Below are 24,334 nucleotides of genomic sequence, written 5' to 3'. Positions count from 1 at the left end.
GAGCAGCCCGCTCCCGGCCGGGGGTCCGGGGGTTGCCCCCGGGCAGACACAGCATGGAGAAGCTCGTGGAGCTGGGCGCGAAGGCCGAACTCCCCGGCAAGGCCCTCGGCTGACCCCACCCGAGCCACCCGCCCCCGCCCCGAGCAGTCCGCTCCCGGCCGGGGGTCCGGGGCCCGGGGGGGCACCCCCGAGACAGACACGGCCCAGGCCGGCATCACGATGGGGCGGCACCCGGACTCCGGGTGCCGCCCCATCGGGGTTCTACAGGCCGTACACCGTCCCGTGGCATACGGACGGCAAGGTCACTGGCCCTTGGCCGCTTCCTTGAGCTTGCTGCCCGCGGAGACCTTCACGCTGTAGCCGGCCGGGATGTTGATGGGCTCACCGGTCTGCGGGTTACGAGCGGTACGAGCGGCACGGTGGGTGCGCTCGAAGGTCAGGAAGCCAGGGATGGTGACCTTCTCGTCGCCCTTGGCGACGACCTCGCCGACGGTCTCGGCGAACGCGGCCAGCACGGCGTCGGCGTCCTTGCGAGTCACCTCGGCACGGTCGGCCAGCGCGGCCACCAGCTCACTGCGGTTCATTTTCTTACTCCCGTGTTCTTCTTGCCTTGAAGGCGTGCCACGCGGCTGAGCCGCATGTCGGGCACGGCCATGCCGATGCTGCCAGGGTCCTCGGAGAGTCCCCGGACCCGGGTCCGTCGTCAGACCCTCGCGCCCAGGGACGCATCCTGCCCCTACCTGCGGCGGGAAAGCCAATCCGGCACCCGTAGGAGTCGTGAGAACACCCTAGGGAGTCACACGAAAAGAGCGCCGGAACGTGGCCGACACCCTAGACGCCTGCCCCGGGTACCGGGTTCCACGACGCGCCGGTACGACGCCCCGCCGTGGGGATGCTCACAGCCGTGCGCATCCCTCACGACCGCGCATACCCGCTCTACGACGCCGCACCCACCGCCTTGGCGGCCTCCCGCACCGCACCGGCGACGGCGCCCGCGACCTTGTCGTTGAACACGCTGGGGATGATGTAGTTCGGGTTCAGCTCGTCCTCGGTCACCACGTCGGCCAGCGCCTGCGCGGCGGCGAGCATCATCTCGGTGTTGACCGTGCGGGACTGCGCGTCCAGCAGACCGCGGAAGACGCCCGGGAAGACCAGCACGTTGTTGATCTGGTTCGGGAAGTCGGAGCGGCCGGTGGCCACAACCGCCGCCGTCTGGCGGGCGATTGCCGGGTCCACCTCGGGGTCCGGGTTCGCGAGCGCGAACACGATCGCACCGTCGGCCATGGCCGCCACGTCGCCGCCGTCGAGGACGTTCGGGGCGGAGACGCCGATGAAGACGTCGGCGCCGCGCACGGCCTCCTTCAGGCTGCCGCGGAGGTTCTCGGGGTTGGTGTTGTCCGCGATCCAGCGCAGCGCCGAGCCGGCCGGAGCGTCCACCAGGTCCTCGCGGTCGGCGTGCACGACACCGGCGATGTCGGCCACGACGGCGTTCTTCACGCCCGCGGCGATCAGCAGCTTGAGGATGGCCGTACCGGCCGCGCCGGCGCCGGACATGACGACGCGGATGTTCTCAATCGCCTTGCCCGTGCAGCGAAGTGCGTTCGTCAGGGCGGCGAGGACCACGATCGCCGTGCCGTGCTGGTCGTCGTGGAAGACCGGGATGTCGAGGGCCTCGCGCAGCCGTGCCTCGATCTCGAAGCAGCGGGGTGCGGAGATGTCCTCCAGGTTGATGCCCGCGAACCCGGGGGCGATCGCCTTGACGATCTCGACGATCGCGTCGGAGTCCTGGGTGTCGAGGCAGATCGGCCAGGCGTCGATGCCGGCGAAGCGCTTGAAGAGGGCCGCCTTGCCCTCCATGACCGGCAGCGCGGCCTTCGGGCCGATGTTGCCGAGCCCCAGTACCGCCGAGCCGTCCGTCACGACCGCAACGGAGTTGCGCTTGATGGTGAGGCGGCGGGCGTCCTCGGGGTTCTCGGCGATCGCCATGCAGACGCGGGCCACACCCGGCGTGTAGACCATGGAGAGGTCGTCACGGTTGCGGATGGGGTGCTTCGACGCCATCTCGATCTTGCCGCCGAGGTGCATGAGGAAGGTACGGTCGGAGACCTTGCCCAGGGTGACACCGTCGATGCCGCGGAGTTCCTCGACGATCTCGTCGGCGTGCGCGGTCGACGTGGCCGCGATGGTGACGTCGATACGGAGCTTCTCGTGCCCGGACGCGGTGACGTCGAGGCCCGTGACCGAGCCTCCGGAGGACTCCACGGCGGTGGTGAGCTGGGAGACCGCGGTTCCGCTCGCGGGCACCTCCAGCCGGATGGTCATCGAGTAGGAGACGCTGGGCGCCGTTGCCATGGCCGACTTCCTCTGCTTTCACCGTGTCGCGGGTAATGCGGTCCGATCGTCGCACCTACCGCCGAGTAGGCGTTAGCCAGGCTGCATTGAGAACGTTTTGTTCTCAACGAAAGAGGCCCACGTCACATGTGACGTGGGCCTCCGTGAGGTTCAGTGACACCGACCCGCCATGCTCGCCTCGCGGCAAGTGGTCGCTCGCAGCGACTATGGTTGGGCCCGGGGGCTTGGATCGGGCCGGTGCCACACCCAGGCTAACAAACAGATCCCGTAAGGCCATTCCCCCACGGGCGGTTCACAGGAAACGGGGCGCCGGCACCACCCGGACGCGAGCGGCGCTCAGTCCCTGAGCAGATCGGGCACCCCGGCCGGGTCCGGCTGGTCCCGCTCCTCGGAGACCACCGTCAGCTGCTGGGTGGCTCGGGTCAGCGCCACGTACAGCACGCGCAGCCCGGCCGGCGACTCGTCGGCGATCTCCGCGGGCGAGACGACCACCGTGGCGTCGTACTCCAGGCCCTTGGCCTCCAGGCTGCCGAGCGCCACCACCCGGTCGCCGAGCCCGGCGAGCCAGCGGGCGGCCTCCGCGCGCCGTTGCATGGCGACGACCACGCCGACCGTGCCGTCCACCAGGTCCAGCAGCCGCTCGGCCTCGGCACGCACGGTCCGCTCCAGCGAGCCGCGTGCGCCCGACGGTGTGACGTCGCCGACGACGGCGAAGCGGGGCTCGACCCCGGTGGACCGTACGGCCGACGGGGCCTTCGAGCCAGGCATGGCGAGCGCGAGCACCTTCGCGGCGAGCTCGGCGATCTCCGCCGGGTTGCGGTAGTTCACGGTGAGCTCGAAGCGGCGGCGCGGCCGGGTGCCCAGGGCCTCGTCGCGGGCCTCGGCCGCCTCGTCCGGGTCGGACCAGGAGGACTGGGCGGGGTCGCCGACGACCGTCCAGGTGGCGTGTCTGCCCCGGCGGCCGACCATGCGCCACTGCATCGGCGTGAGGTCCTGCGCCTCGTCGACGATGACGTGCGCGTACTCGGTGCGCTCCTGTGCCAGCCGCTCGGCCCGCTCGCGCTGCGACTCCTCGCGGACCGGCATCAGCTCCTCGAGGCCGGTGAGCTGGTCCAGCGGGTCGGCCTCGCGCTTCTTCTTCGGGCGGGCGGGGGCGCCGAGGATCGCCTGGAGCTCGTCGAGCATCGCGATGTCGTGCACGGAGTGGCCGTCCCGCCTGAGGGAGCGGGCGACCCTGCGGACCTCGCCGGGGTTGAGGATCCGGCGGGCCCAGCGGCCGAGCCGGCGCTCGTCCGTCATGGCCGCGAGGACGGCCTTGGGGGTCAGCTCGGGCCACCACGCGTCGAGGAACGCCAGGAAGCTGTCCTCCGAGCTCACGTCCTCGTCGAACGACGACCGCAGCTCGGCGGCCAGCTCCGGGTCCGTGTGCCGGCTGCCCGCTCCGGACCGGACCCACAGGGCGTCGAGCAGCAGCTTGCGGGCGCGGGGGCGCAGCAGGTTGACGGGCGCGGTTCCGCCCAGGGCGGTGCGGCGGACGCGCTCCAGCTCGTCGCCCTCCAGCTCCAGGCGCCGCCCGAAGGCGACGACGCGCAGCCGGGTGGGCGGGCCGGTGTGCGTCTGCGCCGGTGCGTCGGCGTCGTCGTCACCGAAGGCCATCTGGCCGACGGCGGCCCGGCCGGTGCCGGCGGAACGCCCGGCGCCGCCGCCCGGCCCCAGCTCCAGCGCCCCGCGCGCCGCCTTCCGCAGCACCTTCAGCATCCGGTACGACCCCTTGGCGCGGGCCACGGACGGGGAGTCGTACAGCGTGGCCTCGGCGCCCTCGACCAGCGAGCCGATCGCACGGATGGCGACCTGCCCCTCCTCGCCGAGGGAGGGCAGCACACCCTCGGTGTACGCCACCAGCAGCGGGGTCGGGGAGACGATCAGGATGCCGCCCGCGTACCGGCGCCGGTCCTGGTAGAGGAGGTAGGCGGCCCGGTGCAGGGCGACGGCCGTCTTGCCCGTGCCCGGCCCGCCCTCGACGTACGTCACCGAGGCGGCGGGGGCACGGATCACCAGGTCCTGCTCGGCCTGGATGGAGGCGACGATGTCCCGCATGGTGTGGGTACGGGCCTGGCCGAGGGCGGCCATCAGGGCGCCGTCGCCGATCGCCGGCAGCTCGTCGCCGTGCAGGTGGGCCTTCAGTTCGGGGCGCATCAGGTCGTCCTCGACGCCGAGGACCCTGCGTCCCTTGGAGCGGATGACGCGTCTGCGGACGACCCTTCCGGGGTCGACGGGGGTGGAGCGGTAGAACGGGGCCGCGGCGGGCGCCCGCCAGTCGATGACGAGGGGGGTGTAGTCTTGGTCGAGGACGCCGATGCGGCCGATGTGCAGGGTCTCGGCGATGTCGGCCGTGCCGTCCTCGCGCACGGCTCCCTCCGCGGGCTCCACCGCGGTGTACGCGCCGTCGGGTCCCTTCTTGCCGTCCTTGCCGAGGAGCAGGTCGATCCGGCCGAACAGGAAGTCCTCGAACTCGTTGTTCAGCCGGTTCAGGTGGACACCCGCCCGGAAGACCTGCGCGTCCCGCTCGGCGAGCGCGCCGGGGGTGCCGACCTGGCCGCGCTTGGCCGCGTCGTGCATGAGGAACTCGGCCTCGTGGATCTTCTCCTCGAGGCGTCGGTACACCCGGTCCAGGTGTTCCTGTTCCACGCTGATCTCTCGGTCGCGCAGGGAGTCCTGCGCCAGGTCGTGAACCGAGCCGACCGCGGTTTCCTGTTGAGCCTGAGCGGCCACCGGGCCCCCTTCTGACGTGCTGGGCAGCCGTCAACCGTACGCGAAGGGGACCCCCCGAGGCGAGGGGCCCGCCCGGCCGACTTCCCCCAAAACACGCAGGCCCGGCACGTACACCCACGACGGTGTCGGGGATGTGCGCACCAGGCCCTGTCCGCCTGTGCCGTCAGGCGTTGACCGACACCAGCTTCTTGCCGTCGAAGGTCATGATCTCGAAGTGGTCGATCTCGTTCGGTTTGAAGGCGGCGCCGCCCTGGGCGTAGAGCGGTTCCTTCGCCATCTCCGTCTTGGCGTTCGGGATGCCGTAGCCCTCGTTCGGGACGGCCCAGGAGGTCATCGTCTCGCGTTCGCCGTTCTTGCCGACGGCGATGAGGGAGCACTTCAGGGGGCCCTTGACGTTACTGATCTTCACCGCGCCCGCGGTGCCCCAGGCCTTCTGCGCCATCGCCACGGTCGCGGTGACCTTGGTGCTCGCGTCGGTCGCCGTGACCTTGTCCGACATGGTGTCGAACGTGTCCTTGGCGGTGGCCGCCAGCGGCGTGGCGGTCTGTCCGCCGGAGTCGTTGCCCCCGTTCACCGCCATCACGGCCACCGGGCCGGTGATGATCAGCGCGACGGCGGCCGCCAGCATGAAGAAGCTGCGGCGGCGCTTCTTGGCGTGGGTCACCGCGACCTCGTCGACGAGCTTGTCCATCAGCCGCGGCGCGGGCTTGGCGGACAGGGACTCACCGATCGCGGGCGTCCCGGGGCCCTGCATGTCCGCGAGCGCGGCCAGCATCGGCTCCATCCCGGCGAGCTCGTCGAGCTGCTGGGCGCACCACTCGCAGGTGGCGAGGTGCGCTTCGAAAGCGGTCGCTTCGGCGTCGTCGAGGATGCCGAGGGCGTAGGCGCCCACGGTCTCGTGCTCGTTGGGCACCGGAGGTCCCTGCCTGGGGGTCATGGGTCCAGACATACCCGGACCACCCGCTCCGAATCCACCGTAGACACTCATCACGCCGTCACCCCCCGCTCTTCCAGTGCGAGTTTCATCGACCGCAGGGCGTAGAACACCCGAGAGCGGACCGTGCCGCTGGGTATGCCCAGCGTCTCGGCCGCCTCGTTGACGGTACGCCCCTTGAAGTACGTCTCGACGAGGACCTCTCTGTGGGCAGGGGTCAGGTCGTCGAGCGCGTCCGACAGCGTCATCAACCACAGCGCCTTGTCGATCTCGTCCTCCGCGGGGATGACCTCCAGCGGCGACGGATCGACCTCCTGCGGCCGGGCCTGCCGGCTGCGGTGGCCGTCGATGACGATGCGGCGTGCGACCGTCACCAGCCAGGGGCGTACCGATCCGGTCGCCCGATTGAGCTGACCGGCGTTCTTCCAGGCACGGATGAGCGTCTCCTGCACGACGTCCTCGGCACGCTGCCGATCTCCGGCAACCAGGCGCAGGACATACGCAAGCAGGGGTCCGGCGTGCTCCCTGTACAGGGCACGCATCAGCTCCTCATCAGGCTCCGAGGGCTGGGACATGCGATGTCGGGCCCTCGATCCACGTTCATTGGCCACGGCCGCATCCTTGCGCACGCCCACCTCCGGTGTCCGGGGGTTCCCCCAGTCGGTCGCTCCCCCAGACGTACGGATGTGGTCCGCGGCGTGTTCAAACCCGGGTGACAAATTTCTCGGGGGTGACGTGACGAGCTGGACATGGGCGCACATTCCCACCGCGTGATCTTTACATTTCCGACACATCGCCAAGAGCGACGGAGCTGCCCGCGCGGCGGCGGAGGCAAACACGGTGTTATCGAAATCACTTCGATGCCAGACCGGTACTCAACGGGCAAGAAGCCCCTATCGGACAGTCAGGCCCGGGTGAGCGCCGCCCGTCGGCGGTGCCGCGCGACCCGTTCCCGGTTCCCGCAGATCTCGCTCGAACACCAGCGCCGACGACGTCCGCGGGACGTGTCCAGGTACATGATCGTGCAGTTGTCCCCCTCGCACTCCCGCACCGCCGCCCGGACGACCGGATCGGTCAGCAGCTCGACGGCGTCCCGGGCGACGGCCGCGAGCAGCGCCGCGCAGTGCGGCGGACGGTCCAACTCCCGTACGAACGCGCCGTCCTCGCGGGGTACGGCACGAGGGGCCGGGGGCGCGGGCCGGGCGGTCTCGTTCAGGCGGGCGAGGGCGAGGTCGTACGGCCGGGTCTCGTAGCCCGGCCCCGGCGCCTGGGCGTTGGTCGCGGCCCGGACCAACACGCCGACGCAGTCCCGCAGTTCCCGGAAGCCCGGGAGCCAGGAGGCGTCGGCGTGCGCCAGCGGGGTGCCGGGCGGGACGAGCCCCGAGCCGGCGATCCAGGCGCGCAACGGCTCTACGGAGTCCAGCCGTTCACCGGGGTGGGTGGTGGAGAGAAGGTCCAGGCAGATCCGCCCCGCGTCGAACCGCAGCTCGTACCCGTCCGTGGCCGTACCCAGTGCCATGTGCCTGTCACCGCCTAGGGGGGAACCGTTCCCCTCCCACAGTGCCTGCCCGCGCGCGGCGCCGGAACCCCTCGCACCGGCTCGTACCGGCGCCGAGTGGTGGGCCGGGCGTTCGGCCCGGGGCCGGTCAGGTGCCGGTCAGGTGTCGGCGTACTTGGCGTCGGACGCCGGGTCCAGGGCGAGCCGGTAGCCCCGCTTCACCACCGTCTGGATCAGCTTCGGCGCCCCGAGCGCCGTACGCAGCCGGGCCATCGCCGTCTCCACCGCGTGCTCGTCCCGCCCGGTCCCCGGCAGCGCCCGCAGCAGGTCGGCCCGCGACACCACCCAGCCCGGCCGCCGGGACAGCGCCCGCATCAGGGACATCCCGGCCGGCGGTACGGGCTTCAGGTCGCCGTCCACCAGCACCGCGTGCCCCCGGATCTCCACCCGGTGCCCGGCGATCGGCAACACCCGCGCCCGGCCCGGCAGTTCCTGGCAGAGCAACTGGACGAGGGGCCCGAGACGGAAACGGTCCGGCTGGACCGTGTCGATGCCGCGCGCCTGCAGCGGCACCGCGGTGACCGGGCCGACGCACGCCGGCAGCACGTCGTGGCTGAGGGCGGCGAGCAGTTCCGACAGCAGCCCCCGCTCCTCGGCCCGGGACAGCAGTGAGGCGGCGGCCGGCGCGCTGGTGAAGGTCAGTGCGTCCAGTCCGCGCGAGACGGCGGCGTCCAGCAGCCGGTCGAGGGGACCGATGTCCTCCGGCGGCATCCACCGGTACACCGGCACCGGCACCACCTCCGCTCCCCCCTCCCGCAGCGCCTCCACGAACCCGGGCAGCGGCTCACCGTGCAGCTGTACGGCGATCCGGCGTCCCCCGACGCCCTCCTCCAGGAGCCGGTCCAGCACCTCGGCCATCGACTCGCTCGACGGCGACCACTTCTCGCTCAGTCCGGCGGCCCGTATCGCACCCTTGACCTTGGGCCCGCGCGCCAGCAGCTCCATCCCGCGCAGCCGCCCCAGCAACTGCTCGCCCAGCCCCCAGCCGTCGGCGGCCTCGACCCAGCCCCGGAAGCCGATCGCGGTCGTGGCGACCACCACGTCCGGCACCTGGTCGATGATCTCCTTGGTGGCGGCGAGCAGTTCCCCGTCGTCGGCGAGCGGCACGATGCGCAGGGCGGGCGCGTGCTGCACGACCGCACCGCGCCGCTGCAGCAGCGCCCCGAGCTCCTCGGCCCGGCGCGCGGCCGTCACGCCAACGGTGAACCCGGCGAGGGGTCCGTGCGGGCCGGGTTCCGGTCGCTGCGATTCGTCGTACATGGCTCTCCTAGCTGGCCTGCATGCCGAACGAGCCTGTCAACAGCGCGTGACAGGCTCGGTTCGCGTTGATGTCGCCGGTGTTACGTCACACCTCGGCGTAACTGAGCTGCGGCGTCGTCTCGGCGGCGGCCGCTGCCCTGCTCTGGCCGGCGGGGCGGCGAAGGTATACGGCCCAGGTCACCGCGAAGCAGACACCGTAGTAGGCCAGGAAGGCGACGAAGGCGCCGGTGCCGGAACCGTAGGAGAGGAAGGACTGCCGGAACGCCAGGTTGATGCCCACACCGCCGAGTGCGCCGACCGCGCCGATCAGCCCCATGGAGGCCCCGGACAGCCGCCGCCCGTAGGCCGCCGCCGCCTCGCCCTCGAGTCCCTGGGCCAGCGCCTTCGCCTGGAAGATGCCGGGGATCATCTTGAACGTCGACCCGTTGCCGAGCCCGCTGAGCACGAACAGCACCACGAACACGGCCACGAAGAGCGGCAGCGACTTCTGCATGCTGGCGACGACCAGCACGGCGGTCGCGGCGGCCATGCCCACGTAGTTCCACAGCGTGATCTTCGCCCCGCCGTACCGGTCGGCCAGCCAGCCGCCGACGGGCCGGATCAGCGAGCCGAGCAGCGGGCCGATGAAGGTGAGGTACGCGGCCTGCAGCGGGGTCCGCCCGAACTGGTTGGTGAGCACCTGGCCGAAGGCGAAGCTGTAGCCGATGAACGACCCGAAGGTGCCGATGTAGAGGAACGACATGATCCAGGTGTGCGCGTCCCTGGCGGCGTCCTTCGCCGCTCCCGTGTCGTTCTTCACGGAGGCGAGGTTGTCCATGAACAGCGCGGCGAGGACGGCGGCGACGACGATCAGCGGGATGTAGATCCCGAGCAGCACGCGCGGCCCACCGCTGGCGCCGATGATCGCGAGGGCGATCAGCTGGATGACCGGCACGCCGATGTTGCCGCCGCCGGCGTTCAGCCCGAGCGCCCACCCTTTCTTACGGAGCGGGAAGTAGGCGTTGATGTTGGTCATGGACGAGGCGAAGTTGCCGCCGCCGATGCCCGCGAGCAGACCGACGAGGAGGAAGGTGTCGAACGACGTCCCCGGCTTCATCACGGTGAACGCGGCGATCGTGGGGACGAGCAGCAGGCTCGCCGAGATGATCGTCCAGTTCCGCCCGCCGAAGACGGCCACCGCGAAGGTGTAGGGCACCCGGACGACGGCGCCGACCAGCGTCACCATGGAGGTGAGCAGGAACTTGTCCGCGGGCGTCAGCCCGTATTCGGGTCCCATGAACAGCACGAGTACGGACCACAGGGTCCAGATCGAGAACCCGATGTGCTCGGAGAGGACGGAGAACAGGAGGTTGCGGCGGGCGATCTTCTCCCCGGTCTCGTTCCAGAAGGTCTCGTCCTCCGGATCCCAGTTCTCGATCCAGCGGCCTCCCCTGCTGGGGGCGTGGGCTGTACTAGGGGCTGTCATGACGCCTCCACGGTGCTCCGGGTCTCTGGCGGTTCGCGGTGATGAGTCCCGAAGGTAGGGAGGCCTCGTTTCCTGCCTGTGGCCACGGGTGACCGCAAGGGAACGTTGCTCTCACCCCGCCCGGAAGCGGGATGAGAGGTCGCGCGGCGGCGGAAGGCCGCGCCGCGGATCAGGCCTTCCGGCGCGAGCCCGTGCGGTGTGCCCCGTTCGGCCACAGCCTGGGGCTCCGTCGGGCCGCGAGGTCCTCGATCCAGCCCAGGGCGAGGACGGTGAGTGCGATCAGCGGCCAGACCAGGACGAACATCCAGAACATGTAGGTCGCGTCCAGTGCGGCCACCGCGCGGTCGCCCTGCATGAACGGGAGGTCGTACGCCCGGTCGATGATCGGGACCGTGGCCATGATCAGCATGTTGTGCCACAGGTAGATGGTGACGGCGCGGTTGTTGGACAGGGTGACGAGATTGTCCCAGCGGCGCAGCCGGGCCGGGAGCTCCTGCCATGACGGGGAGTACTGCAGCAGGACCACCACGAACCCGAAGGACCAGGTCGCCTGTGCGAGCGGGATGTCGTTCAGGTCCCAGCCGTCCGGCCCGAGGTGGCCCGAGGCCCACCACAGGGCGAAGGACATCAGCAGGGCCGACGAGGAGACGGCCAGGTAGCGGGGGACGCGCTGCAACAGGCCCTCGTGGTGGGCGAGTCCGAGAACCCAGCAGCCCCCGTACACCGCGAAGTCGGTGACGGCGTTGCCCGTTTCACCGGGGATGGCGACCACGCCCGTACCCACGAGCGCCGTCAGCCCCAGCGGGGCCAGCAGGGTCGGCCACGGCGCCCGGCGCAGTGCCCGCAGCAGCAGCGGGGACGCCGCCACGAACCACAGGTACGCGCGCAGGTACCACAGCGGGCCCACCGCCTGCACGGCCCAACTGTCCTCCAGCAGACCCGACTCGGAGCCGATGTGCCAGGGAAAGGGAGGGGCGCCGACGGGGACCACGTAGTCCAGCAGTTTCACCAGGCCCCAGGTGCCGCCGTTGTCCGGGTCCCGCACCGGGTTCCAGCCGCCCTTGAACATGAGCGTCAGCGCCACCGCGCCGAACACCCACAGCGGCGGGAGCAGCCTGCGCACCCTGTCCCGGATCACCTTCGGCGCCGGGCGGCTCAGGGAGCGGGCCATCAGGGAGCCGGCCAGTGCGAACATCACGCCCATGGAGGGGAACAGGACGGTGAGCCACGCCCAGCCGAAGAGGTGGTAGACCACCACCCGGACCAGGGCGATCGAGCGGAGGAGGTCCAGGTAGCGGTCCCGGCCGGCCGGCGGTTTCCGGGCGACGGACGAGTGGGGCACGGCTTCCGTACCGGTCATGCCACCGGCCTCCGTTCACTGGTGTCGGGCGTTCGCGGGCTCGGCACCCGGCCGCCGCCCGGCGGTGCCTCGACGACTCCGGTGCGCCGCAGCTTCTGCCAGCGCAGCCGGCCCCCGGTGAGCGCCGTGATCCAGGACTGCAGCAGGACCACGTACATGAGCTGGCGGTAGAGGATCTGCTGCAGCGGCAGCGAGACCAGGTGGGTCATGCGTTCCCGGTCGAGGCGGAACGCGTACGCGGCGCACACGGCCTGGATCGCCAGGACGCCCAGCCAGGCCGCGATCGTCCTCCGGGTCGGGCCGAAGACGATGCCGTACAGGAGGAAGACGTCGATCAGGGGGGCCAGGAGGGGGGCGAGCACCATGAACAGGGAGACCAGCGGGAGGCCCACCCGGCCGAAGCGGCCCGACGGGCCGCGGTCCAGCAGCGCCCGGCGGTGTTTCCAGATGGCCTGCATGGTGCCGTACGACCAGCGGTAGCGCTGGGACCACAGCTGCTGGACGGACTCCGGGGCCTCGGTCCAGGCGCGGGCCTTCTCCGCGTACACCACCCGCCAGCCGTCCCGGTGCAGGGCCATCGTGATGTCGGTGTCCTCGGCGAGCGTGTCGTCGCTCATGCCGCCGACCCGTTCCAGGGCGGTCCGCCGGAAGGCCCCGACGGCGCCGGGGATCGTCGGCATGCAGCGCAGGATGTCGTACATCCGGCGGTCGAGGTTGAAGCCCATCACGTACTCGATGTGCTGCCAGGCGCCGATGAGCGAGTCCCGGTTGCCGACCTTCGCGTTGCCGGCCACGGCGCCGACCCCTCGGTCCGCGAAGGGCTGCACCAGTTCCCCGACCGTGGACGGCTCGAAGACGGTGTCGCCGTCCATCATCACGATCAGGTCGTGACTGGCGTTCGCCAGGCCCCGGTTGAGCGCGGCGGGCTTGCCCGCGTTGGCCTGGCGCACCACCCGGACGCCGGGCAGACCCATCGCCTCGACGATCCCGGCAGTGTCGTCCGTCGAGCCGTCGTCGACGACGACGATCTCGACGGGGTGCTCGCTCGCCGTCAGGGAGCGGACGGTGTTCTCGATGCACTTGGCCTCGTTGTACGCCGGGACCAGCACCGACACGGGTTCCGTGACCGGCTCTCCCCAGCGGAAGGCACGGCGGCGGACCCGGCGGGCGTGTGCGCCGGAGAGCAGGAGCATGAGGGCGAAGCGGCCGATGACCAGGGAGCCGATCAGCGCGAGGCCCGCCACCATGACGTCGGTGGTGTCGTCCGAGGCCTGGACCAGGAAGATCCATGCCCTGCCCTTCCACAGGCCGGGGCCGGTCACCGGGGTGTTGGCGCTCGGGGCGTTCAGGGCCTCGGTGAGGTTGTCGCAGGCGTAGCCCTGCTTCCGCAGCAGGGGCAGGAACCTGTCGAGGGCCTGGACCGTCTGGTGCCGGTCACCGCCCGAGTCGTGCATGAGGACGATCGCGCCCTTGCCGTGGTGCGGGGTGGCCCGGCGGATGATCTCGGCGACGCCGGGCTTGCGCCAGTCCTCGCTGTCGGTGTCGTTGACGACCGTGATGTAGCCGCGGGTGCCGATGTACCGGGTCACCGGCCAGGACCTGTCGTCCATGGCGTCGGCGAAGGACGAGTACGGGGGACGGAAGAGGGACGTACGGATGCCCGCCGCGCCCGTGATCGCCAACTGGTTCTGGGACAGCTCCCAGTCGATACGTTTCCTGGACTGGTACGAGAGGTCGGGGTGGCTGAAGGTGTGCAGGCCCACCTCGTGGCCCTCGGCGACCATCCTTCTGACCAGCTCGGGGTGACGGGAGGTCATGGTGCCGGTGACGAAGAAGACCGCGTGCGCGTGGTGCTTGCGCAGCACGTCCAGGACCTTCGGGGTCCAGGTGGGGTCGGGGCCGTCGTCGAAGGTGAGGACCAGGCGGTGGTCGGGGATGCGCAGGCTGGTGGTGCGTCCGTCGCGGGTGTCGATGACCGGGCCGCCGGCCAGGATCTTCTCCGGCACCCCGCCGGTGGATGCCTCGGGGCGGATGCGGTGGTCGGCGAGGATCTCGCTGTGCACGTAGCCGCGCAGCATCAGCATCGCCACCATGACGAGGAGGACGAGGAGGGGGAGCAGCAGGCGCAGGGGGAGACCGCGGCGCCGAGAGCGGGGACGAGGCCGGGGACGGGGGCGGTCGCGGGTGGGCGGTGCGGTCCGGGACCCCCGTCCGGTGGCGGGTCCGAGCCCTGCTTCGGGGCCACGTCCAGCTTCGGGGCCACGTCCAGGTCCGGGACCGGCTTCGGGCCCACGCCCAGCCCCGGGCCCACGCCCAGCCCCGGGCACACGTCCAGCCCTGCCTCCGCGCCCGGCTCCGGGCTCACGTCCGACTGCGGGTCCGAGACCGGCTTCGGGTCGGCGTCCGGGTTCCTGGGCGCGTGTGCGGCGGCCCATCAGATGTGCGTGCCGGTGCCGGAACCCGTGCCCGTGCCCGAGGACAGGGACGGCGACGGGCTGCCGGAACCCACGGCGGGGCCGGTCGGGGGCGGCGGGGTGACCGAGGGTGTCGGGGCCGAGGGCTCGGGGTCCGGGGAGGAGCCGCCGGTGGCCGGGCCGGAGGGGGCCGTCGGCGTGGGTCGCGGGTCGGCGGAGGTGTCCGGCTGCTTGACGGTGCCGCGGGTGGCGCCGGGTACGGGCGCGCTGCCGCCCGGTGCCGGGACGGCGGGCGGTGTCGGCCTCGTGACGGGCGCGGCGCCGACGCGGGCGGAGGGCGGGGCGGGGTCGGCGGGCACCGGGGAGATGTCGACCTGGCCGGCGGGCTTGTTCTCCTTCTGGCCCGGCACCGGCAGCCAGGGCGCGTCCGAGCTGCCGGACAGGAGGGTGGCGGCGATGACGACGGCGTAGGCCGCGCAGGCGATGCCGACGAACATGCCGAGGCGGCGGAAGGTGCGGCTGCGGCGGCCCGACGCGTCGACGAACACCGGTCCGTCGGGGACGTTCCGGCCACCGGCGTGCGGCGGCCGTCCGCGCTCGTCCGGGCGTTTCCGGCCGGCGTCGCCCATCGCCTTCGCACCCGGCAGGCGTAGCTCAGCGATCCGGTCGGTGTCGAGCCGGACCGTCAGCTCGTGCGGGTCGTGCTCGGCCGGCCCGGCGGAGCCAGTGGCCCGCGCGGCGGGCAGTACCACGGTGGGAGCGGCGTCGGGCACGGCCCCGTCCGGCAGGACGTCCGTCGCCCCGGTCTCGGGGAAGCACTGGGCCTCCGCCCCCGTCACCGGCAGACCGTGGCCCCCTGGTTCGGGATCGGGCCACTCCGGCCGGGTGTCTTCCGGCCATTTCTTCACGCGCACCTGCGTTCCCTCCACGGGAATGTTTCCGGGTGCGCAGACGACTCCGAGCCCCCGCCGCCGGACCCGGCCCCCACCGGTCCGAGCGCCCCCCACGTCTCACTGTGCTCGGCTGTCACGAACTTGACGCCCTCTCCTATCCGAGGGCAGGAGATTCCGGTCCGTACCGCTACGCGGTACCACCTGGGGTTCCTGTTTCACAGGCCACTGCCGACCGGTGAGGGTCGGTCTTACACGGCCTCCGCAGGCCTGACTTCCCGCCCGTCCGGCGGTAGGTCCCACAACTCTGTTGTCGGACAAGGCGATGTTAGCCATGCCTCTGCGCCCCTCCGGGCCGCTACGGACAGGATGCCCTGCACCTCCACCCTGAAGGGTGGGGCACTGGACAAGCGTTCGGTAGCGCCGGTCCGAGCGTCGGGCTTGCAGAGTTTCCATGGTGAACGGAACTGTCCGATTTACTGATCGTTTCATCGATGGCTGGAACCCATGCGCTTTCGGGTTGTCTCAACCAGCCTCGCTCGGCCGCCAGTTGAGTCGCCGCGCGTCGAACCGCGTCGAACGCGGGATGTGCCAGTCCTCTGCGCCACACCAGCGACACGGGCGACAGCGGGACGGGGTCGACGAGCGGCCGCACCACGGTCCCCGGCAGGGCCGAGAAGTCGGTCACCGCGAGGACCGGGTGGCCGGTCTTGGCCATGAGCCGGTGGAACTCCTCCACGCCCACGGCCAGCGGGGCCGGCGGCGCGACCTCGATGCCGCGTCCGGCGAAGAGCCGGTGCGCGAGGTCGGTCCACTCCGGCGTACGGGGGTTTCCCGCACCGGCGTACACGGTCTCGCCTGCCAGCGCGTACAGCGGTACCGCGTCCAGCGGGGCCAGCCGGTGCTCCTCGGGGAGGACGACCGCCATCGGCTCGTACCGTACGAGCTGGTGGTCCAGTCCGGCCCGCAGTGCCGGGTCGAGCCCCGCGAACCTGCCGAACGACGCGTCCAGGCGCCCGGCGAGCAGTTCGGCGGCGGCCCCCGTGAGGCCGCTCTCGTACCGGGCCATCAGCTCGTGCTCGGGAGCGAGTGCACGCGCCCGGTGCAGCACCTGGCGGCCGGTGTCCAGGTCCGGGGAGTTGAGGTCGACCAGGAGGGCGCGGGCCTGTCCGAAGGCGGCGAGCAGGTCCTCGTGGGCGGCGAGGACGCAGCGGGCGTGCGGCAGCAGGCGCTCGCCGTCGGCGGTCAGTGAGACCTGCCGGGTGGTGCGGACGAACAGCTCGGCACGCAGCTCCCGCTCCAGGCGCCGTACGTCCCTGCTGAGCGCCTGCTGGGCGACGTACAGACGGGCCGCGGCGCGGGTGAAGTGCAGTTCCTCGGCGACGGTGACGAAGGCGCGCAGGAGGCGGGGGTCGAGGTGGGCGGGAGGGGACACCGCGTGAACTTACAACAGCGGTGCGTGAATCGGCACGGATCAGGTGTTGGACCCCTTGATCCACCGCGGGCGACGGTAGGGACATGTCCTCCCTCTCCCCCGGCGCGTACCGCCGCCTGTTCGGCCGCCCCGGCACCCGTGCCTTCACCGCCGGCAATCTGGTCGCCCGCCTGCCGATGGGCATGTTCGGGGTGAGCGCGGTCGTCATGATCGCCGGGTCGCGGGGGTCGTACGCGCTCGCCGGGGCCGTCACCGCGACCGGCCTCGCGGCGACGGCGGTGGCGGGGCCCTGGATCGCCCGGCTCGTCGACCGGCACGGTCAGGCCCGGGTCGCCGTGCCGGCCACGGTCACCGCCGTGTTGGGCGGTCTCGCCCTGCTGCTGTGCGTGCGCCTTGGCGCCCCGGACTGGACCCTGTTCGCCGCGTACACCGCCACCGCCACCGTCCCCAACATCGGCGGCATGTCCCGGGCCCGCTGGGCCCACCTGCTGCGGGACGACCCCGAGGCCCTGCACACGGCGAACTCCTTCGAGCAGGCCGCCGACGAGCTGTGCTTCATGCTGGGCCCGGTCCTGGCGTCCTTCCTGACCGGCGCGTTCTTCCCGGAGGCGGGCACGCTCGTGGGCGGGGTGCTGCTGCTGGCCGGGGTGCTGCTGTTCGCCGCGCAGCGGTCCACCGAGCCGCCGCCCCGGGGACGTACACGGGCCGCGTCGCCGCTGCGCACCCCCGGTATACCGCCGCTGCTGGCGTGCTTCGTCGCGACCGGCGCGGTGTTCGGATCGATGGAGGTCGTCACCATCGCGTACGCCGACGCACAGGGGCACCGCTCGGCGGCCGGGGTCGTCCTCGCGCTGCAGGCGGCGGGTTCCTGCGCGGCGGGCCTGCTGTACGGGGCACGGCAGCCGGACGGGCCCGCGGAGCGCAGGCTGCCGTGGTGTCTGGTGGCCATGGCCGCGCTGATGACCCTGCCGCTGCTCGCCGCCCGTGCCGTGGGCACGCTTCCCGCGCTGGCTGTGGCCCTGCTCGGGGCGGGCATGGCGACCGCGCCGACGATGGTGACGGCGATGACGCTGGTCCAGGACCGCGCTCCCGCCGACCGCCTGAACGAGGGCATGAGCCTGGTCGTCACCGCCCTGCTCACGGGCATCGCCTGCGGGTCGGCGGCCGGGGGCTGGGCGGCGGAGCACACCGCACCGGCGGCCGGCTTCGCGGTGCCGGCGGCGGCGGCCGTGACGGCCCTGCTGATCAACACGGCGGGGAACGCCCTTGGTTCCTGCCGTCGAATCGCTTGCAGCAATTCTGGCCAGAGTCATTGACGCTCTCCCACCCGCAACATACCTTCCTCCGTCGAAGCGCTTCGACGCCACGTATCGAATCGCATCGACGGACGCTGCGTGGCACCCCGAGAACCATCCGACTCCGACTCCTCTGGAGGCACTGGATGTTGACGGCACGAAGGCGATGGGCGGCCGCGGCGGTGATCCTGTCCGGATCGCTGCTCCTGGCCTCCTGCGGCGACTCGGACAGCGGTGGGTCCGACAGCAGGACGCTCCGGCTCTGGCACTACGAGGCCCCCGACAGCGCGATGGGCGTGGCCTGGAACGAGGCCATCAAGGAGTTCGAGGCCGAGCACCCGGGCGTGAAGGTGAAGTTCGAGGAGAAGGGCTTCGAGCAGATCCAGAAGACGGCGCCGATGGTCCTGAACTCCTCGGACGCGCCGGACATGATGGAGTACAACAAGGGCAACGCGACCGCGGGCCAGTTGTCCAAGCAGGGCCTGCTGACCGACCTGACCGCCGAGGCAGCCAAGCGCGGCTGGGACAAGAAGCTCAGCGCCGGGGTGCGCACGACCAGCATGTACGACACCGACGGGGTCATGGGCTCCGGCAAGTGGTACGGCGTGCCCAACTACGCCGAGTACACGATGGTCTACTACAACAAGGACCTCTTCAAGAAGTACGGGATCGCCGAGCCGAAGACGTTCGACGAGCTCACCGCCGCCATGGACGCCTTCGCCAGGAAGGGCGTCACCCCGCTCGCCAACGGGGGCGCCGAGTACATCGCCCAGCAGTACCTCTACCAGCTCGCACTGTCCAGGGCCGACCGCTCGTGGGTCGACAAGTACGAGCTGTACAAGGGGAAGACCGACTTCCATGACGCGGCCTGGACGTACGCGGCGCGGACCTTCGCCGGCTGGGTGAAGAAGGGCTGGATCAGCGAGAAGTCCACCAGCACCAAGGCCGAGGACGCGGGTGTGTCCTGGATCCAGGGCAAGGCGCCGATCCTGTTCTCCGGCAGCTGGTGGTACGGCCGCTTCCAGTCGGAGGCCAAGTTCGACTGGGACACCACACTGTGGCCCGGCTCGAACCTGACCCTGGGCTCCGGCGGCAACCTCTGGGTGGTCCCCAAGAACGCCAGGAACAAGGAGCTCGCCTACGACTTCATCGACATCACCATGTCGAAGAAGATCCAGAACCTGCTCGGCGACAAGGGCGGCGTCCCGGTAGCGGCCGACGCCTCCGCCATCACGGACCCGAAGTCCAAGCAGCTCATCACCGACTTCAACACGCTGAGCCGGCGGGACGGCCTGGCCTTCTACCCGGACTGGCCGGTGAACGGCTTCTACGACGTCCTCGTCTCCGAGACGCAGAAGCTGATGACGGGCAACGAGAAACCGGACGGCTATCTCAGTGCCCTGCAGAAGGCGTACGACAAGGGCGCCCCGAAGCGATGACGGTCACCGTCGAACGGGGCACGCGGGTCGTCGGCAAGTACGCCCACGCCGGCCCGCGCCGCCCTCGTACCCGCGACTCGTACGCCCTCTTCCTGCTCCCCGGGGTCCTCGCCTTCCTGGCGGTCGTCATCGTCCCGTTCCTGATGAACACGGGCGTGAGCTTCACCGACTGGCAGGGTGTGGGCAGCCCGAAGTGGTCCGGGCTCGCCAACTACCGGGAGCTGATGGACGACTCGGAGTTCTGGGCGTCCTTCCGGCACAGCCTGTTCATGGTCGTCGCCATGGCGGCCGTACCGACGGCGGTCGGCCTGGTCCTGGCCGCCGCGCTGTTCGACCACATCGGCAAGCACTTCGGCAGCAGGGTGGCCGCCGTCCTGCGCGCCTGCTTCTACCTCCCGCAGGTGCTGCCGATCGCGGTCGCCGGGATCGTCTGGAGCTGGATCCTCGCCCCCGACAACGGCTCCCTCAACGAACTGCTGAAGGCCGTGGGGCTGGGCGGCTGGCAGCAGGACTGGCTCGGCGACCCGGACATCGCGCTGTACAGCGTGATGGGCGTGATGGTGTGGGTGCAGATCGGCTTCCCGCTGGTGGTCTTCATGGCGGGCCTGCAGCGCGTCGACCCGCAGCTGCAGGAGGCGGCCGAACTGGACGGGGCCGGCTGGTGGCGCCGCTTCTGGCACATCACGCTGCCGCAGATCCGCCCGGAGATCTACGTGGTGCTGACCTGGTGCACGATCGCCGCGCTCAAGGTGTTCGGCGCGGTGTACGTGCTGACCAAGGGCGGCCCGGGCGGGGCGACGGACGTGCCGTCGTACTTCTCCTTCTCCACCTTCTTCGAGAAGACCCAGGTCGGCTACGGCGCCGCGATCTCCACGGTCCTCACGGTGATCATCCTGGCGCTGTCCCTGATCGGCCTGAAACTCCAGACCCGCGCCGAGGACGCCGAGGAAGGGGGCCGCGCATGACCGCCGAGGAAGGGGCCCGCGTATGACCGCCGCCCTGCGCCGCTATCCGGTACTGGTGGCCCTGAGCATCGCCGCCCTGTTCATGGTGGTTCCGTTCGTGATCGTGGCCGTCAACGCGGTCAAGTCACCGGCCGAGTACTCCGCGCACGGCCCGCTCAGCCTGCCCGACGGCCTCTACCTGGACGGCCTGAAGGACTTCTGGCAGCGGGTCGACTACGGCCGGAAACTGGTCAACTCGGTGCTGATCAGCGGGTCTGTGGCGGTGCTCGCCGCGGTGCTGTCGGTGCTGAACGCGTACGCGATCGGCATCGGCCGGATCCGGGGCCGCGCCTGGGTGCTGGCCTTCTTCGTGCTGGCCAACATGCTGCCGCAGGAGGCTCTGGTCTACCCGGTGTACTACCTGAGCAAGCAGGTCGGCCTGTACGACACCCGGCTCAGCGTGATCATCGTGTTCACGGTGATCCAGGCGGCCTTCGGCACGTATCTGCTCTCGTCGGTCCTCGGGCAGTTCCCGCGCGAGATCATCGAGGCCGCCCGCATCGACGGTGCGAACAAGTGGCAGGTGCTGTGGCGGATCGTGGTCCCGGTCAGCCGCCCCACCCTCGGGGTGCTGCTGGTCTTCTTCTTCATCTGGACCTGGAACGAGTTCCTGCTGCCCCTGGTGATGCTGATCTCCAACGACAACCAGACCGTGTCGGTGGCGCTCGGCGTCCTGCAGGGCCAGCGCCTGATGGACGCCACGATGACCAACGCCGCCGCCCTGCTGGGCGTGCTGCCCGCGATCGTCTTCTTCCTCGTCTTCCAGCGGACGCTCACCCGCGGCATCGCCGTGGGCGCGGTCAAGTAAAGGGGTGCGCGCGTGAAGTTCACCGACGGCTACTGGCTGCTGCGCGAGGGCGTCACCGCGGCCCACCCGGTGGAGGTCCTCGACGTCACGGCCGCGGAAGGCGCACTGGAGATAGACGCGCCGACCCAGCCGATCCGCCACCGCGGCGACCTGCTGAAGGGACCGGTCGTGACGATCACCGCACACACCCCGATGCCCGACGTCATCGGGGTGACCCTCACCCACTTCCAGGGGGAGCAGCCGCGCGGGCCCGAGTTCGAGCTCACCGGGCAGGAGGCCGCAGCCCACACCGAGTACGACGAGGAGCACGCGACCCTCACCTCCGGCGCGCTGTCGGTCCGGGTGGCCCGCACCGGCCCGTGGCACGTCGACTTCCTCGCCCACGGCCGCCTCCTCACCTCCAGCGGCCCCAAGGGCATGGGCATCATGCGGGACGCGTCCGGCGCCCACTACCTGCGGGAGCAGCTCGGCCTCGGCGTCGGGACCAGCGTGTACGGCCTCGGCGAGCGGTTCGGGCCGTTGGTGAAGAACGGGCAGGTCGTCGACATCTGGAACGCCGACGGCGGCACCGCGACCGAGCAGGCCTACAAGAACGTGCCCTTCTACCTCACGGACGCCGGGTACGGCGTCTTCGTCGACCACCCCGGCAAGGTGTCCTTCGAGGTCGGCTCGGAAGCCGTGTCCCGGGTCCAGTTCAGCGTCGAGTCACAGCAGTTGACGTACTACGTGATCCACGGCCCCACCCCGAAGGACATCCTGCGCAAGTACACCGCCCTCACCGGGCGCCCGGCCCTCCCGCCCGCGTGGTCGTTCGGGCTGTGGCTGTCGACGTCCTTCACCACGTCGTACGACGAGGAGACGGTGACGTCCTTCATCGACGGCATGCGGGAGCGTGAACTCCCCCTCTCCGTCTTCCACTTCGACTGCTTCTGGATGCGCGAGTTCAACTGGTGCGACTTCCGGTGGGACCCGCGCGTGTTCCCCGACCCGGAGGGGATGCTGGCCCGGCTGAAGGACAAGGGGCTGCGCATCTCCGTCTGGATCAACCCCTACATCGCCCAGCGCTCCCCGCTGTTCGCCGAGGGCAAGGCGCTCGGGCACCTGTTGCGGCGGCCGGACGGCAGCGTGTGGCAGTGGGACCTGTGGCAGCCGGGCATGGCCCTGGTCGACTTCACCAGTCCCGCGGCCCGCGACTGGTATGCGGCGAAACTGGAGGCGGTGCTCGCCCAGGGCGTCGACTGCTTCAAGACCGACTTCGGCGAACGCGTCCCCGTCGACGTGGCCTGGTCGGACGGCTCCGACCCGGAACGGATGCACAACTACTACAGCTACCTCTACAACCGCACCGTCTTCGAGGTGCTGCGCAAGCACCGGGGCGAGGGCGAGGCGGTCGTCTTCGCCCGCTCGGCGACGGCCGGCAGCCAGCGGTTCCCCGTGCACTGGGGCGGCGACTGCGAGGCCACGTACGAGTCGATGGCCGAGTCGCTGCGCGGCGGGCTGTCGCTCGGCCTGTCCGGGTTCGGGTACTGGAGCCACGACATCGGCGGCTTCGAGGGCACACCGACGCCCGCGCTGTTCAAGCGGTGGCTGGCCTTCGGGCTGCTGTCCTCGCACAGCCGCCTGCACGGCTCCTCCTCGTACCGCGTGCCGTGGCTGTTCGACGAGGAGTCCGTCGACGTGCTGCGCCTGTTCACCCGCCTGAAGCTGAGCCTGATGCCCTATCTCCACGAGGCCGCCCGTGCCGCCCATGCCGAGGGCGTGCCGATGATGCGGGCGATGGTGCTGGAGTTCCCGGACGATCCCGGGTGCGCGCACCTGGAACGGCAGTACATGCTCGGGCCGGACCTGCTGGTCGCGCCGGTGTTCAGCGACGAGGGGGACGTGACCTACTACGTGCCCGAGGGCACCTGGACCCACTTCCTGAGCGGGCGGACGGTGACCGGGCCGCGCTGGGTGCGGGAGCGGCACGGGTTCTCCAGCGTGCCGCTGCTGGTCCGGCCGGGGGCGGTGATCCCGGTGGGGGCGGTGGACGACCGGCCCGACTATGCGTACGCGGACGGGGTGACCCTGCGGGCGTACGGGCTGCGTCGGGGCGCGCAGGTGACGGTGCCGGTGGGGGGCGTCACCTTCACCGTCGTACGGGAGGGGGACACACTGCGGGCCTCGTGCGGTGATCCGTCGGCGCCGTGGGCGCTCGCCTGCGGGGAGCGGACGGCACGGGCGGCGGCGGGCACCGGCTTTCTCACCCTGGAGCTGGACTGATGGTCAAGATCACCGATGTGGCTCGGCACGCCGGGGTCTCCCCGAGCACCGTCTCCTACGCGCTGAGCGGCAAGCGCCCGATCTCGGAGGAGACCCGGCTGCGGATCGAGGCCTCCATCCGGGAGCTGGGGTACCGGCCGCACGCGGGTGCCCGGGCACTGGCCGGCCGCCGGTCGAACGTGCTGGCGCTGGTGGTGCCCTTACGGGCCGGCATCCACGTCCCGGTCGCCATGCAGTTCGCGGTGTCCGTGGTCACCACCGCCCGCAAGCACGACCACGACGTCCTGCTCCTCACCCAGGAGGAGGGCGAGGAGGGGCTGCGCCGGGTCGCGGACACGGCGCTGGTCGACGCGCTCATCGTGATGGACGTCGGGCTGCACGACCCCCGGCTGTCGTTGCTGCGATCGCTGGACCTGCCGTCCGTGATGATCGGCTTCCCCCTGGACGCGGACGGGCTGACCTGCGTCGACCTGGACTTCAAGGCGGCCGGGGAACTGTGCGTGGAGCGGCTGGCGGGGCTCGGGCACCGGGTGGTGGCGCTGATCGGCTCACCGCCGGAGGTGTACGTACGACGGACGGGGTTCGCCCAGCGGGTCGTCCAGGGCTTCACGGCCGCCGCCACCCGCAATGGCCTCGCCTCCTCCGTCCACCCCTGTGACGCCCAGCCCGACGCCGCCCGCCGGGTCGCCGAGCAACTGCTGCGCGAACACCCCGCGCTGACCGGGGTCGTCGTCCACAACGAGGCGGTGCTGGAACCGCTGATCGACGCCTTCGAACAACTCGGCCTGCGTGTCCCCGCCGACCTGTCCATCACCGCCATCTGCCCCGACGAACTCGCCGCCTCCCTCCGCGTCCCCATCACCTCGGTCACCCTGCCGTCCACCGAACTGGGTGAACGGGCGGTGGAGTTGCTGATGGCGAAGCTGGGCGGGTCGGACGTACCCGGGGCGACGCTGCTCCCGCCCAGGATGACGGAACGGGCCAGCACGGCGCCTCGGGCGCTTGCGTGAGGAGTCGCCAAGGGCACCGGGCCGCTTGTCCAGGCAAAGGGCCGAGCTCAGCAGGCACTGGTCGGGCGCCCCCCTC

The 24,334-nt window shown here is 71.2% G+C and carries 18 protein-coding genes; 6 read left to right on the top strand and 12 right to left on the bottom strand.

Annotated elements, in window-relative coordinates; genetic code table 11:
• Window positions 1-302 precede the first annotated feature (302 nt).
• The 12 genes from ACWC21_RS09935 to ACWC21_RS09880 all read right to left on the bottom strand — a co-directional run bounded on the left by ACWC21_RS09935 (window position 303) and on the right by ACWC21_RS09880 (window position 16,440).
• The gene (locus ACWC21_RS09935) at window positions 303-584 is read right to left on the bottom strand and encodes an HU family DNA-binding protein (protein WP_067273695.1); all 282 of its coding nucleotides are present in this window, start codon (window positions 582-584) and stop codon (window positions 303-305) included.
• A 352-nt stretch (window positions 585-936) separates the two neighbouring features.
• Complete coding sequence (locus ACWC21_RS09930) at window positions 937-2,352, bottom strand: malic enzyme-like NAD(P)-binding protein (RefSeq protein WP_450879970.1); 1,416 nt, start codon at window positions 2,350-2,352, stop codon at window positions 937-939.
• Between the two features lie 336 nt (window positions 2,353-2,688).
• Window positions 2,689-5,124 (bottom strand): HelD family protein, encoded by a 2,436-nt coding sequence (locus ACWC21_RS09925; protein ID WP_450879968.1) that lies wholly within the window; start codon window positions 5,122-5,124, stop codon window positions 2,689-2,691.
• Between the two features lie 163 nt (window positions 5,125-5,287).
• Complete coding sequence (locus ACWC21_RS09920) at window positions 5,288-6,061, bottom strand: anti-sigma factor family protein (protein WP_450879966.1); 774 nt, start codon at window positions 6,059-6,061, stop codon at window positions 5,288-5,290.
• A 50-nt stretch (window positions 6,062-6,111) separates the two neighbouring features.
• Complete coding sequence (locus ACWC21_RS09915; RefSeq protein WP_010039908.1) at window positions 6,112-6,633, bottom strand: sigma-70 family RNA polymerase sigma factor; 522 nt, start codon at window positions 6,631-6,633, stop codon at window positions 6,112-6,114.
• 329 nt (window positions 6,634-6,962) lie between these two features.
• Window positions 6,963-7,577: a CGNR zinc finger domain-containing protein gene (locus tag ACWC21_RS09910; RefSeq protein ID WP_450879964.1), complete on the bottom strand. Its 615-nt coding sequence runs from the start codon at window positions 7,575-7,577 to the stop codon at window positions 6,963-6,965.
• Between the two features lie 138 nt (window positions 7,578-7,715).
• Window positions 7,716-8,876 (bottom strand): uroporphyrinogen-III synthase, encoded by a 1,161-nt coding sequence (locus ACWC21_RS09905; protein WP_450879962.1) that lies wholly within the window; start codon window positions 8,874-8,876, stop codon window positions 7,716-7,718.
• A gap of 85 nt (window positions 8,877-8,961) precedes the next feature.
• Window positions 8,962-10,341, bottom strand: coding sequence for a nitrate/nitrite transporter (locus tag ACWC21_RS09900; RefSeq protein WP_450879960.1), 1,380 nt, complete (start codon window positions 10,339-10,341; stop codon window positions 8,962-8,964).
• A gap of 169 nt (window positions 10,342-10,510) precedes the next feature.
• The gene (locus ACWC21_RS09895; protein WP_450879958.1) at window positions 10,511-11,701 is read right to left on the bottom strand and encodes an acyltransferase family protein; all 1,191 of its coding nucleotides are present in this window, start codon (window positions 11,699-11,701) and stop codon (window positions 10,511-10,513) included.
• Window positions 11,698-13,794, bottom strand: coding sequence for a glycosyltransferase (locus ACWC21_RS09890; protein ID WP_450879956.1), 2,097 nt, complete (start codon window positions 13,792-13,794; stop codon window positions 11,698-11,700). The genes ACWC21_RS09895 and ACWC21_RS09890 overlap by 4 nt, the downstream gene beginning before the upstream one ends.
• Before the next feature lie 341 nt (window positions 13,795-14,135).
• Window positions 14,136-15,029, bottom strand: a complete 894-nt coding sequence (locus tag ACWC21_RS09885) for a hypothetical protein (protein WP_450879954.1) — start codon at window positions 15,027-15,029, stop codon at window positions 14,136-14,138.
• A gap of 334 nt (window positions 15,030-15,363) precedes the next feature.
• Window positions 15,364-16,440 carry a LysR family transcriptional regulator gene (locus ACWC21_RS09880; RefSeq protein WP_450879952.1) on the bottom strand — a complete coding sequence of 359 codons (1,077 nt, stop codon included), beginning with the start codon at window positions 16,438-16,440 and terminating at the stop codon, window positions 15,364-15,366.
• 83 nt (window positions 16,441-16,523) lie between these two features.
• On the opposite strand from ACWC21_RS09880, the gene ACWC21_RS09875 reads away from it, so the two are divergent.
• The 6 genes from ACWC21_RS09875 to ACWC21_RS09850 all read left to right on the top strand — a co-directional run bounded on the left by ACWC21_RS09875 (window position 16,524) and on the right by ACWC21_RS09850 (window position 24,258).
• The gene (locus ACWC21_RS09875; RefSeq protein WP_450879950.1) at window positions 16,524-17,756 is read left to right on the top strand and encodes an MFS transporter; all 1,233 of its coding nucleotides are present in this window, start codon (window positions 16,524-16,526) and stop codon (window positions 17,754-17,756) included.
• Window positions 17,757-17,881: 125 nt separating this feature from the next.
• Entirely contained in the window at window positions 17,882-19,174 is a 1,293-nt protein-coding gene (locus ACWC21_RS09870) for an extracellular solute-binding protein (RefSeq protein WP_450879948.1), read from the top strand.
• The gene (locus tag ACWC21_RS09865; RefSeq protein WP_450879946.1) at window positions 19,171-20,139 is read left to right on the top strand and encodes a carbohydrate ABC transporter permease; all 969 of its coding nucleotides are present in this window, start codon (window positions 19,171-19,173) and stop codon (window positions 20,137-20,139) included. The genes ACWC21_RS09870 and ACWC21_RS09865 overlap by 4 nt, the downstream gene beginning before the upstream one ends.
• Before the next feature lie 22 nt (window positions 20,140-20,161).
• The gene (locus ACWC21_RS09860) at window positions 20,162-20,986 is read left to right on the top strand and encodes a carbohydrate ABC transporter permease (RefSeq protein ID WP_450879944.1); all 825 of its coding nucleotides are present in this window, start codon (window positions 20,162-20,164) and stop codon (window positions 20,984-20,986) included.
• A 12-nt stretch (window positions 20,987-20,998) separates the two neighbouring features.
• Window positions 20,999-23,248 (top strand): alpha-xylosidase, encoded by a 2,250-nt coding sequence (yicI, locus tag ACWC21_RS09855; protein WP_450879942.1) that lies wholly within the window; start codon window positions 20,999-21,001, stop codon window positions 23,246-23,248.
• Window positions 23,248-24,258 carry a LacI family DNA-binding transcriptional regulator gene (locus ACWC21_RS09850; RefSeq protein WP_450879940.1) on the top strand — a complete coding sequence of 337 codons (1,011 nt, stop codon included), beginning with the start codon at window positions 23,248-23,250 and terminating at the stop codon, window positions 24,256-24,258. The genes yicI and ACWC21_RS09850 overlap by 1 nt, the downstream gene beginning before the upstream one ends.
• Window positions 24,259-24,334: the final 76 nt, after the last annotated feature.

The organism is Streptomyces sp. NPDC001348, from assembly GCF_053597535.1.
The sequence above is the reverse complement of the archived record's forward strand: the minus strand, read 5'-3'. Positions and strand labels throughout refer to the sequence as shown.

Excerpts from the sequence above, each read along its gene's own strand:
- ACWC21_RS09930 (WP_450879970.1), bottom strand. The coding sequence starts at position 2,352 with ATGGCAACGGCGCCCAGCGTCTCCTACTCGATGACCATCCGGCTGGAG.
- ACWC21_RS09875 (WP_450879950.1), top strand. The coding sequence starts at position 16,524 with ATGTCCTCCCTCTCCCCCGGCGCGTACCGCCGCCTGTTCGGCCGCCCC.
- ACWC21_RS09905 (WP_450879962.1), bottom strand. The coding sequence starts at position 8,876 with ATGTACGACGAATCGCAGCGACCGGAACCCGGCCCGCACGGACCCCTC.
- ACWC21_RS09860 (WP_450879944.1), top strand. The coding sequence starts at position 20,162 with ATGACCGCCGCCCTGCGCCGCTATCCGGTACTGGTGGCCCTGAGCATC.
- ACWC21_RS09870 (WP_450879948.1), top strand. The coding sequence starts at position 17,882 with ATGTTGACGGCACGAAGGCGATGGGCGGCCGCGGCGGTGATCCTGTCC.
- ACWC21_RS09890 (WP_450879956.1), bottom strand. The coding sequence starts at position 13,794 with ATGGTGGCGATGCTGATGCTGCGCGGCTACGTGCACAGCGAGATCCTC.
- ACWC21_RS09865 (WP_450879946.1), top strand. The coding sequence starts at position 19,171 with ATGACGGTCACCGTCGAACGGGGCACGCGGGTCGTCGGCAAGTACGCC.
- ACWC21_RS09935 (WP_067273695.1), bottom strand. The coding sequence starts at position 584 with ATGAACCGCAGTGAGCTGGTGGCCGCGCTGGCCGACCGTGCCGAGGTG.
- ACWC21_RS09850 (WP_450879940.1), top strand. The coding sequence starts at position 23,248 with ATGGTCAAGATCACCGATGTGGCTCGGCACGCCGGGGTCTCCCCGAGC.
- ACWC21_RS09900 (WP_450879960.1), bottom strand. The coding sequence starts at position 10,341 with ATGACAGCCCCTAGTACAGCCCACGCCCCCAGCAGGGGAGGCCGCTGG.
- ACWC21_RS09910 (WP_450879964.1), bottom strand. The coding sequence starts at position 7,577 with ATGGCACTGGGTACGGCCACGGACGGGTACGAGCTGCGGTTCGACGCG.
- ACWC21_RS09920 (WP_450879966.1), bottom strand. The coding sequence starts at position 6,061 with ATGACCCCCAGGCAGGGACCTCCGGTGCCCAACGAGCACGAGACCGTG.
- ACWC21_RS09915 (WP_010039908.1), bottom strand. The coding sequence starts at position 6,633 with ATGTCCCAGCCCTCGGAGCCTGATGAGGAGCTGATGCGTGCCCTGTAC.
- ACWC21_RS09895 (WP_450879958.1), bottom strand. The coding sequence starts at position 11,701 with ATGACCGGTACGGAAGCCGTGCCCCACTCGTCCGTCGCCCGGAAACCG.